An 11,211-nucleotide genomic window follows, 5' to 3' on the forward strand; every position below is an offset into this window, starting at 1 on the left:
GTGACAAACTATCTTCACGTGCAGACGGTGATTTAGGGATCGACGCTACGTGCCCATTTGTCACCAAGCCGCAGCAAATTTGCGAGAAAATGAGCAAAGAGGGCTACGATATCGTGATATTCGGCGATGAAAAACATCCCGAGATAAAGGGTGTAAAGTCATACGCCGTCGGTAAGGTTTTCGTCGTGCTGGAAGAGAGCGAGCTAGAGGGTGTAAAGCTAGCTCAAAAAGTAGCCGTCATCAGTCAAACGACGCGCAAGGTAGAAAAATTTATGCAAATCGTAAATTATTTGATGCTGCGCGTAAAAGAGGTACGCGTTTTTAACACTATTTGCAACGCTACTTTTGAAAACCAAGAAGCTGTTAAAAACTTAGCCGTTAGGGCTGACGTGATGGTTGTAGTCGGCGGTAAAAATAGCTCAAATACAAAGCAGCTCTATCTCATCTCAAAAACGGCTTGCGAGGATAGCTATCTCGTGGAAAACGAACTAGAACTAGAGCGCACATGGTTTGAGGGAAAAAGTCTCTGCGGAGTGAGCGCCGGGGCCTCTACGCCTGATTGGATTATACAAAAAGTGATTGATAAGCTGGAGAGCTTTCAAATTTAATAAATACCCATTACTTTTTTAAACAAAATTTCAAATTTGACCCTGAAATTTCGCAAGTTAATCTACAAATAAGTTAATATTAAGTAAAATTAAGACTAATTGTGTTAAAAGCAAAATATATACAAAAGGAACAAGATGGCTGCGGTGAACAAAAAAGTTCAGCTTAGTAAGGCAAACGACGGTATTGAAGACGACGATTTTGCCGCGATGTTAGAGGAGTCTTTTAAAAAGACTGAAGAAGATAGCGACGGAATAATCGTCGATATTAAAGGCGACGAGGTTTTTGTAAATGTCGGTAAAAAATCGGAGGGAATTTTAAATATTTCCGAGATCCAAGACGAAAATGGAGAGCTTAAATTTAAAACGGGCGATACTATAAAGGTCGTAATAACCGGCTCAAGAGGCGGTAAACCTATCGTTTCTCACAAAAAAGCGCTTAGAAAAGAAAAAGTAAAAGCCTATATAGACTCATATAACGAAGAAAATCAAGACGTATTTGACGTAAAAATAATCGGTAAAAATAAAGGCGGTTTTGTTGCTCAAAACAGCGACGGTATCGAGTTTTTCTTGCCTCGCTCGCAAGGCGGCTTTAAGGATGCAAACGCGGTAGTAGGAAAGTCGTTTAAAGTAAAAGTCATAAAGATAGACAAAGACGAGCAAAGTATCATCGTATCTAGAAAAAAACTACTCGATGAAGATAGAAGAAAAAAAAGAGAAGCGATATCTGCAGTCGCTGAAAATACGGACGTGATAGAGGGCGTGGTTAAGAAAATCACTACTTACGGCATGTTTGTAGACGTAGGCGGAGTGGATGGACTCGTGCACTACAGTGAAATAAGCTACAAAGGACCGGTAAATCCAGGCTCTATCTACAAAGAGGGTGATAAAGTCTTAGTAAAAGTCATCAAATACGATAACGAAAAAAAACACCTTTCTTTATCTATCAAGGCTGCAACTCCGGATCCTTGGGAAGAGATAAAAGACGGACTAGATGTGGGCGACACTATAAAAGTAACAGTCAGCAACATCGAGCCTTATGGTGCATTTGTGGATCTTGGCAACGATATAGAGGGCTTTTTGCACATTTCTGAAATTTCATGGGATAAAAATATCAAAAATCCAAAAGATCACATTAGTGAGGGCGAGGAGCTTGATGTCGAGGTTATCGAGATAGACTCGAAAGATCGCCGCTTAAGAGTGAGCCTTAAAAACCTACTCAAAAAGCCGTTTGACGAATTTAAAGCCAAATTTAAAGAAGGCGACGTCACTAAAGGCGTAGTTACTAGTGTGACCAACTTTGGAGCATTTGTTAGGATTGGCGCAGTTGAGGGCTTGCTCCATAATGAGGACGCTTCATGGGATAGAAACGACAAGTGCAAAGATTTGTTTAAAGTGGGCGACGAGGTTGAGGTAAAAATCATCAAAATCGACTCTAACGAGCAAAAAATTTCTCTTAGTCAAAAAGATCTAAAACAAAGCCCGGTACAAGCTTATGCGAAGAAATTTAACGTAGGCGATATCGTGATCGGTAAAATTCGCGATATTAAAGATTTCGGCGTATTTGTAGAACTTGGCGATAACGTCGATGCGCTCATCCGCAAAGAAGACCTAGGTAGCGTAAGCGCTGAAAGCCTAAACATAAACGATAATATCGAAGCAGCGATAGCTTTTATCGACGAGAAGAAAAATAGAATCCGCCTAAGCGTAAGGCGCCTTGCAAGACAAAAAGAGCGCGAGGTGCTAAACGAGATAAATAGCGACGATAAAGTTACTTTGGGCGATATTATCAAAGAACAGCTATCATAAGTAAATGAAGCGATATTTGTTCTGGGGCGCGATTGCTTTTTTGCTGATTTTCGTCTGCGTATGTGGCGCTTTGCTGTATAAGTACGCGGACGTAAATTTAAAAGAGTCCGTGCCTGCGGAGCTACAAGTATCACAAAATAACGAGGAGCAAAATTTGACTACTGGCCCTACTTCTTGGGTTGGCGAAATGGCAAATTTGGCTCCTAAAAAATATGCTTTGGCAAGCAACGAGATATATGTAGAATTTAAAGACGAATCAAAAGCCGTCGTAAAAATCGCCTATCAGCTGGTGATCGATAAAAACGATATTTACTCGATGTTCTGCCTCACTCAAACATTAAAAAATATACCCGTGGATTTTAGCGTAGTAAAAGAAAATTCACAAAATTTAATTTACATAAACACGCAAGACGGCGGCGTTTTAGATCGCGTTATAAACGAACTTAAAGCGTACGATATACGCTCAACTTTCAAGGAGATCAAGCTATGAAAACGATAATAGTGTGCGACGCAATACATAAAGTCGGCTTTGAAATTTTAAATCGCGAAGAGGATATAAAAGTAATCGATGCGGTAAGTATGCCTAAAGATAAGCTTTTGGATATCTTAGGCGAGGCTGACGTGGCTATCACGCGAAGCTCGACCGAGGTCGGCGAGGCGTTTTTAAATGCGGCTAAAAATTTAAAAGCTCTCGTACGCGCAGGTGTTGGCGTCGATAACGTAGATATCGATGGCTGCTCAAAACGCGGCATTATCGCGATGAATGTCCCTACGGCAAACACGATCGCCGCGGTAGAGCTAACGATGGCTCATATGTTAGCTGCTGCTCGCTCGTTTCCGTACGCTCACAACGACCTAAAAATCGACCGAATTTGGAAACGCGAGAAATGGTACGGCGTTGAGCTTTTTAACAAGACTCTAGGCGTCATCGTCTTTGGCAACATCGGCTCTCGCGTAGCGGTTAGGGCTGCGGCTTTCGGTATGCAAATTATTGCTTACGATCCGTATATCGATCCGTCGAAAGTAACCGATATGGGCGGCGTTTATACGCGAAATTTCGACGATATCCTTGCATGCGATTTCATCACGATACACACTCCGAAAAATAAAGAAACCGTAAACATGATCGGCGAAGCGGAGATCGCAAAGATGAAGGACGGCGTGCGCCTCATAAACTGCGCTCGCGGCGGCCTTTACAACGAAGAGGCGCTGTATAACGGCCTAAAAAGCGGCAAGATAGCGTTTGCTGGTATCGACGTGTTTGAGAAGGAGCCGGCGACGGATCATCCGTTGCTTGAGCTAAATAATGTCAGCGTCACACCGCACCTTGGTGCAAATACGCTGGAGTCTCAGGCTAATATAGCTATCGCCGCAGCCGAGCAGGCTATCTCGGCGGCGCGCGGCATTAGCTATCCTAGCGCGCTAAATTTGCCGATAAAAACGGAAGACTTGCCGCCTTTTGTGGAGCCTTATATCGAGCTTACGAGCAAGATGGCCTTTCTCGCCGCACAGATCAACAAAAAAGCGATCAAGGCTATCCGCATCGAGACGCACGGCCCTATCAGCGAGTACGCCAACTCTATGCTTACCTTTGCGATCGTGGGCGCTTTAAAAGAGAGCTTGGGCGATACGATAAACTACGTAAACGCTAAATTTTTGTGCGACGAAAAGGGTATAACGACCGAGAGCACCGTCGGCGGCAATAGCATTTTCAAAAATAAAATCACCGTTCGTATCACGACCGAAAACGATGTCGTGACGATCGGCGGAACGGTATTTGGCGAAAATCAGCAACGCATCGTGACGATAAACGGCTTTAAGACCGACTTTAAGCCTAAAGGCAAGATGATTATCTTTAAAAACAACGACGTTCCGGGCGTTATCGCTAAAATTTCATCTATCCTAGCCGAAGAAAAGATCAATATTGCCGACTTCCGTCTAGGGCGCGACGATCATGGCATGGCGCTTGCGGTCGTGCTTGTGGATGAAAAAATAACCAAAGAGACGCTGGCTAAGCTAAACGATCTTGATGTTTGCGTATGGGCAAAATACGCAGTTGTCTAAATTTAAGCCCGAATCGGGGCTTAAATTTAAGGAGGGTTTGAGCATGAAATTTTTACTTTTAATTCCGATTTTATTTTTGCTTACTGGCTGTGAGAGTGAAGCACAAAAACAAAGTACGAAAAATTTTGAGAAAATTTTGACCGAAAAAAAGAAATTTCAAAAGATAAAAAAAGACGAACCTAGCGTAAGCGAGCAAATGAAAAGAGAAATTCATTCGCAGTCTGAGCAAAGCAAGGAAAAGGGCGAGTTTAAATTTAAGCCATAAATTTGAGCTTTTTTACTTTGGTGAGCGCGGTTAAATTTGCCCTCTCGCTACTTCTTAAACTAAACTAAAATTTTTTTTGATATAATCACCCTTCAAAACTACAAGGAGAGAAAATGGCAACCTATTCTATGGGCGACCTAAAAAAAGGACTAAAGATCGAGCTAGACGGCATTCCCTATAAAGTCGTCGAATATCAGCACGTAAAGCCGGGCAAGGGCGCAGCTTTCGTTCGCGCGAAAATCAAATCTTTTATCGACGGTAAAGTGCTTGAAAAGACCTTCCACGCGGGCGACAAATGCGATCAGCCGAATTTGGAAGAAAAGGAGATGCAGTATCTTTACGACGACGGCGAGTTCTGCCAGTTTATGGACACTGCGACTTACGAGCAAGTAGCTATCAGCGACGAGGATGTGGGCGATGTTAAAAAATGGATGATCGACGGCATGATGGTTGAGATTTTGTTTCACAACGGCAAGGCTATCGGCGTAGAAGTGCCGCAAGTCGTCGAGCTAAAGATCGTCGAAACTCCGCCGAATTTCAAAGGCGACACCCAGGGCGGTAAAAAGCCAGCTACGCTTGAAAGCGGTGCAGTCGTGCAGATACCTTTTCACGTGCTTGAAGGCGAGGTTATCCGTGTAGATACCGTCCGCGGCGAGTACATTGAGCGCGCAAACAAATAATCACAGCCGTCAAATTTGATGAAAACAAAATTTGACGAGCTCATAGCCCAAGTAAAGCCGCTATTTAAAGATAACGGCTTTACCAAAAGCGGGCTAAATTTCTACAAAAATACCCCCAAATTTATATTTGTCGTAAATTTACAAAAAAGTAGCGGCAATACCGCATTTGAAACTAGATTTTACGTAAACTGCGGCATTTACGGCGCATTTATCGATACTACGACCGGCAAAGAAACTTTCTTAAAACCTAAAGAATACGAATGCCATTTTAGGGATAGAATTTCATCTATCATAGACTCCAACACACTTTACTATGAAATCAACGAAAATACCGACACCGAAGCCCTTTGTCAAAATTTAATAATTGATTTAACGGCAGTGTTTAGATTTTTTGGCGAGATAAAAACCGAACGAAATTTGATTGATTTGATGTTAGATCGAAACGGTCTAGCGGTGATTGATCAGCTTTTTGAATACTTGCTCATAAAGAATGAACAAGAAATTTTGAATCGCCAAGCGTTAAATTTGTTTGAAAAATATGGAAACGAAGCTAGATGGAAAATTTTTGAGGGACGTATAAATAGTTTGCTTAAAAAATACGAAAAATATGAGATAAAATTTGAAGAATTTAAAGCCAAGGCCTAAGCCTCGGCTTAGACTTTAGGCTGATTTTTTAACGCTATCGACCAAAGCAACGATCTCTTCGTGATTTGGCAGGGCATTTACTTCCGTGCCGATGAGATCTTTTTTGGAAAATACTATCTTTCCATCTACTTCAACTATGAAGTTTCCGCCGCTACCGACGATTTTGCTAATATTAGCGCCTGGGATTTGACTTAAAAATTCATCTTCTACACGAGAAGCTACCGGTCTATAGTTTCAAGAATTGCAATATGTAATCTTTACTTCCATTTTCCTTCCTTTCGAATTTAAAGTACGCCGATTATAGCGTAAATTTAACAAATAGCAGTATAATTATCAAAAAATTTAAGGAGAAAATTATGAAAAAAGTTGCCGTGATTTTTGCCGACGGGTTTGAGGAGATAGAGGGCGTTAGTATCGTGGACGTACTTAGACGAGGCGGCGTGGAGGCCCATATAGTCGGGCTTGACAAGCTACCTATCACGGGTGCTCACGGGGTGAAATTCGTCTGCGATATGACGCTTTACGACCTTGAGGAGGGTGACTACGATATGCTTGTTTTACCGGGCGGATATACGGGCGTCACAAATATCTCCGGTAACCTAAAAATGAGAGAGACGATCAAAAAATTTGATAAAAAAGGTAAATTCGTCGCTGCCATTTGCGCCGCGCCGATAGCTCTTGGAGTGGCGGAGGGGATGAGGGGCGAGTACACATGCTACCCTAGTTGCGAGGCTAGCGTCGAGGGCGGAACGTACGTGAGTGATAAAAACGTCGTGCAAAGCGGAAATATCATCACCTCAAAGGGTCCTGCCACCGCGATGGAGTTTGCCTTGGAGCTGGTTAAAATTTTAAACGGCGAGCAAGTTTATAACGAAGTGAAAAACGGACTTTTGTTTGTCAGATAGTGATTTGCGGGTTTAAATTTTGATAAATGCCGCACGTTTTGCCAGTTTTTGGCGAAGGTGCGGCTTAAATTTTATTAAGGCTGCAAACATCAAATTTGCGGCTGTTAAATTATAAAAATTACCTACAAAGCCGCGCTTTAGTTTAAATTTATTTGCGCAGATCGACCGACGTTTTACGCCAAATGCGTCTTAAATTTACGGCAAATTTTACGCAACCCCAAACCTTCGAATAAAAAATAAATTTCCAAAAACGCCAGCCGAAATTTAAATTTACAAAAAATTATAAAAATATCAATTTTTATCTAGCTTTTTTATTTAAATTCAGGTATCATCTATTAACCGATTTTATCGGGAATTTGATTTAAGGAAACGTTACTGTGAATATTTACGTCGGTAACTTGTCATATCGCATGACTGAGGCAGAGCTTAAGGATACATTTGCGCCGTTTGGCGAAGTAAAACGCGCGAAAATCGTCAAAGATCGCGACACGAATCGCTCAAAAGGATTCGGATTCGTCGAGATAGAAAACGACGCAGACGCGCTAAAAGCGATCGAAGCGCTAAACAACAAGGAAGTAGGCGGCAGAGCTCTAAGAGTAAACGAATCTAAACCTAAAGAATAATCCGGCCGTCAAATCTGACGGCTTTTAACTAATTTTTAAATTTAAGCTTTTTAACCAAATTTCACTCCAAATGAACCCAAAAATCACATCTCGTATCGCTCCGACACCAAGCGGCTTTTTGCACGCGGGCAATGTTTACAACTTCTTGCTGACCTATCTTTTTACTCGCGCATTTGACGGGAAATTGTACTTAAGGATCGACGACTACGACTTGCCGCGCTACCGCAGGCAATACGTGGAAAATATCTTTCGCGTGCTTGAAATGCTTGGTATTGATTTTGACGGTGGGCCTAGCGGAGTGGAGGAATTTGAAATCAAATTTAGCTCCAAATTTCGCCTCGGAGCCTACCAAAATGCGCTAAAAAAGCTTGAGCAAAAAGGCGCTTGCTACACTTGCGAGTGCTCGCACTCGATGAAAAGCTCGTTTAAAAACGGCATTTATACGCGTGTTTGTGCGGATAAAAATCTTAAATTTAAAAAAGACGAAACGGCTATGCGGCTAAGCACCATCTACGGAGCGCAAATTTTAGTCGGGCAAAATTTGATAAATTTTGATGCTTTATGCGTTGGCTCTACCGACGCGGCAAACCAAACGAGCGGCTTTTGCGGCAATGAGCAAAGAACGCAAAACGGCGTGGCAAACGGTTTAAAAAATTCGGCAAATTTGGGCGCCCTAAATTTGACGGACGAGACTGTGTTTGAAACGGAAAAATTTGCGCAAACCCAGAGCGTAAATTTGGCGCAAATTTTGGGCGACTTCGTCGTTTGGAAAAAAGACGACACGCCTGCTTATAATCTGGCTAGCCTCGTGGATGACGAGATTTTGGGCGTAAATTTGCTCGTGCGAGGCGAGGATCTGCTCGCGTGCTCGGCGGCGCAAAAGTACATGGCGCAGATGTTAGGATACGGTTTTGAAAGTGCAAATTTCATCCATCACGGTTTGTTAGCACAGGGCGGCAAAAAGCTATCCAAAAGCTCGAGCGCACCGGCTGTGAGCGTAGCGGACGGCGCCAAAATCCACTATAAATTTGCCGCTCTTAAGCTAGGGCTCAACGCGTCAAAATGCGGCGCTTTGTCAAATTTGCTTGAGATGTTTAAAGAGAAATTTAGCCGATAAATTTAAACGCGCTACTTGGATTGTTTAAAAAGCGCGGTAAATTTTTACCGGCTTATCTAAATTTTTCTTAATCCCATCGTAATCGTGCTTCAAATTTTTATTTACGCCCGCAAGGTTTCGTCAAATTTACCGCTTAAATTTGGGCTAAATTTAGAGCTGTAAATTTAAATCAAGTTGCCCGCGCCGCAGGCATCAAATTTACATCCAAATCCTGCGTCAAATTTAAGCTCAAATTTGACCAAAAATCCACACCAGCAGCCTATTTGCCGCACTTAGCTAAATTTAAACTAGACCGATTTATCCGCCTAAAAGCAAAGTTTTTGTAAAATCAAAAAGCATTAAAAAGGACGAAAAATGAGCGATTTTACAGATTTTACGCACCTGCACCTGCACACGGAGTATTCGCTGCTAGACGGAGCCAACCGTATCAAAGAGCTAGCCAAAACCCTAAAAAGCCAAGGCGTCAAAGCCGCAGCCATCACCGACCACGGCAATATGTTCGGCGCTATAGACTTTTATAAAACGATGAAAAATGAAGGCATAAAGCCGCTAATCGGCATCGAAGCCTACATCCACAACGGCGAGGAGCTAGGCGACAAAAGCACCAAACAGCGCTTTCACCTTTGCCTCATCGCCAAAAACGAAATCGGCTACAAAAACCTGATGTATCTGAGCTCCATGAGCTACATCGAGGGGTTTTATTATTATCCGCGTATCAACAAAAAGATGTTAAAAGAGCACAGCGAGGGCATCATCTGCTCCTCAGCGTGCCTGCAAGGCGAGGTGAACTGGAACCTCAACCAAAGCGAGCGAAATTTGCGTTTCGGTGCTGGCGGATATGAGGCGGCCAGGGAAGCCGCGCTATGGTATAAAGAGGTCTTTGGCGATGATTTTTACCTCGAGATCATGCGTCACGGCATCGGCGATCAGCGCAGGATCGACGATGAGATCTTGCGCCTGGCAAAAGAGCTAAATATCAAAGTAATCGCGACCAACGACACGCACTATACGTTTAAGCAACGCGCCGATGCGCACGAGGTTTTTATGTGTATCGCGATGAACAAACTGCTAGACGATCCAAACCGCCTGCGCCACAGCGTGCATGAGTTTTACGTCAAGACGCCCGCGCAGATGAGCGAGCTTTTCGCCGATATCCCAGAAGCCGTCACAAATACGCAGGAAATCGTTGATAAATGCGACCTCGCGATAAAGCTAGGCGACGCTACGCCGCCAAATTTTAAATTTACGCTCGAGTACGCCGCCGAGCGAAATTTGAGCCTGCCCGAGCCTGATAAACGCTACAGCATACCAAACGACAGCGTGCTGTTTGAGCACGAGTGCAGGCGGGGGCTGGAGGAGAGGCTGAAATTTGTCCCTGCCGAGCGCCACGAGGAGTATCGCGCCCGTCTGCAACGCGAGATAGATATCATAAACAAGATGAATTTCCCGGGCTATATGATGATCGTTTGGGACTTTATCAACGAAGCTAAAAAGCGCGGCGTGCCGGTTGGTCCCGGACGCGGCTCTGCGGCGGGCAGCTTAGTCGCATATAGTCTAAAGATCACGGACCTGGATCCGTTGCCGTATAACCTGCTTTTCGAGCGTTTTTTGAACCCGGAGCGCGTGAGCATGCCCGATATCGACGTGGACTTTTGTCAAAACCGCCGCGGCGAGATCATCGACTACGTCATCGAAAAATACGGTAAATTTAACGTCGCGCAGGTTATTACATTTGGTAAGCTGCTGGCAAAAGGCGTCATCCGCGACGTCGCGCGCGTATGCGACATGCCCTATGCCGAGGCCGACGCGATGGCAAAGCTCATCCCGGACGAGCTAGGCATCACGCTAGAACAAGCCTTTGAAAAAGAGCCAAAGATCGGCGAGCTGATAGCAAGTAACTCAAATGCAAATAGAATTTGGAAATTCGCCCTTGATCTAGAGGGCTTAAACAGGAACGCCGGCATGCATGCCGCAGGCGTGGTCATCTCAAACGAGGAGCTGTGGAACAAAACCCCGCTTTTCCGCCAGCCAAACGCCGAGGAGGATCACTTCGTCACGCAGTATAGCCTAAAGTACCTAGAGGACGTCGACCTCATCAAATTTGACTTCCTAGGGCTAAAGACGCTAACCGTGATCGATAACGCCGTCAAGCTCGTCAAAAAGAGATTTGGCAAAGAGATAATCTGGGAGCAGGTCAATAAAAACGACCCAAAAACCTACGAGACGATCAGTAGCGGCCAGACGCTAGGGCTGTTTCAGATAGAGAGCGAAGGCATGCAAAAAGTCGGAGCCGATATGCGCCCCGACTGCTTCGAGGATATCATCGCGATGATCTCGCTTTACCGCCCGGGTCCGATGGATCTAATACCTGATTTCATCAAGCGCAAGCACGGCCTGGAGCCTATCACGTACATTTTCCCAGAGCTTCAGCCGATCCTGGAGCCCACCTACGGCGTCATCGTATATCAAGAGCAGGTTATGCAAATCGTGCAGACTAT

Annotated in this window: 12 protein-coding genes; 11 read left to right on the forward strand and 1 reads right to left on the reverse strand. The window is 44.1% G+C overall.

The window, feature by feature from the left end; all coding sequences use genetic code 11:
• The 7 genes from ispH to Q0200_RS03265 all read left to right on the forward strand — a co-directional run.
• The coding region (gene ispH / locus Q0200_RS03235) for a 4-hydroxy-3-methylbut-2-enyl diphosphate reductase (protein ID WP_297937637.1) at window positions 1–608 on the forward strand (608 nt) is incomplete at its 5' end.
• A 135-nt stretch (window positions 609–743) separates the two neighbouring features.
• Window positions 744–2,414, forward strand: coding sequence for a 30S ribosomal protein S1 (locus tag Q0200_RS03240; protein ID WP_297937640.1), 1,671 nt, complete (start codon window positions 744–746; stop codon window positions 2,412–2,414).
• Window positions 2,415–2,418: 4 nt separating this feature from the next.
• Complete coding sequence (locus Q0200_RS03245) at window positions 2,419–2,904, forward strand: hypothetical protein (protein ID WP_297937642.1); 486 nt, start codon at window positions 2,419–2,421, stop codon at window positions 2,902–2,904.
• Entirely contained in the window at window positions 2,901–4,478 is a 1,578-nt protein-coding gene (serA, locus tag Q0200_RS03250; RefSeq protein ID WP_297937645.1) for a phosphoglycerate dehydrogenase, read from the forward strand. The genes Q0200_RS03245 and serA overlap by 4 nt, the downstream gene beginning before the upstream one ends.
• Window positions 4,479–4,521: 43 nt before the next feature.
• Window positions 4,522–4,743 (forward strand): hypothetical protein, encoded by a 222-nt coding sequence (locus Q0200_RS03255; RefSeq protein ID WP_034964190.1) that lies wholly within the window; start codon window positions 4,522–4,524, stop codon window positions 4,741–4,743.
• Window positions 4,744–4,856: 113 nt separating this feature from the next.
• Window positions 4,857–5,423 (forward strand): elongation factor P, encoded by a 567-nt coding sequence (gene efp, locus Q0200_RS03260; RefSeq protein WP_297937650.1) that lies wholly within the window; start codon window positions 4,857–4,859, stop codon window positions 5,421–5,423.
• Window positions 5,424–5,441: 18 nt separating this feature from the next.
• Window positions 5,442–6,068: a DUF4304 domain-containing protein gene (locus Q0200_RS03265; RefSeq protein ID WP_297937661.1), complete on the forward strand. Its 627-nt coding sequence runs from the start codon at window positions 5,442–5,444 to the stop codon at window positions 6,066–6,068.
• A gap of 15 nt (window positions 6,069–6,083) precedes the next feature.
• On the opposite strand, the gene Q0200_RS03270 is transcribed toward Q0200_RS03265, so the two are convergent.
• Window positions 6,084–6,335 (reverse strand): SelT/SelW/SelH family (seleno)protein, encoded by a 252-nt coding sequence (locus Q0200_RS03270; protein WP_255349573.1) that lies wholly within the window; start codon window positions 6,333–6,335, stop codon window positions 6,084–6,086.
• Window positions 6,336–6,424: 89 nt separating this feature from the next.
• Between Q0200_RS03270 and Q0200_RS03275 the strand changes: the two genes are divergently transcribed.
• From Q0200_RS03275 to dnaE, 4 genes are all read left to right on the forward strand, one after another.
• Window positions 6,425–6,973 (forward strand): DJ-1 family glyoxalase III, encoded by a 549-nt coding sequence (locus Q0200_RS03275; protein WP_297937654.1) that lies wholly within the window; start codon window positions 6,425–6,427, stop codon window positions 6,971–6,973.
• Between the two features lie 377 nt (window positions 6,974–7,350).
• The gene (locus Q0200_RS03280; RefSeq protein WP_002948394.1) at window positions 7,351–7,596 is read left to right on the forward strand and encodes an RNA-binding protein; all 246 of its coding nucleotides are present in this window, start codon (window positions 7,351–7,353) and stop codon (window positions 7,594–7,596) included.
• Window positions 7,597–7,666: 70 nt separating this feature from the next.
• Entirely contained in the window at window positions 7,667–8,713 is a 1,047-nt protein-coding gene (locus Q0200_RS03285) for a glutamate--tRNA ligase family protein (protein ID WP_297937656.1), read from the forward strand.
• 354 nt (window positions 8,714–9,067) lie between these two features.
• Window positions 9,068–11,211, forward strand: a 2,144-nt coding sequence (dnaE, locus tag Q0200_RS03290) for a DNA polymerase III subunit alpha (RefSeq protein WP_297937658.1), incomplete at its 3' end; no start/stop codon positions are given.

Source organism: uncultured Campylobacter sp., assembly GCF_938045225.1.
In the GTDB taxonomy this organism is placed as follows: Bacteria; Campylobacterota; Campylobacteria; order Campylobacterales; family Campylobacteraceae; genus Campylobacter_A.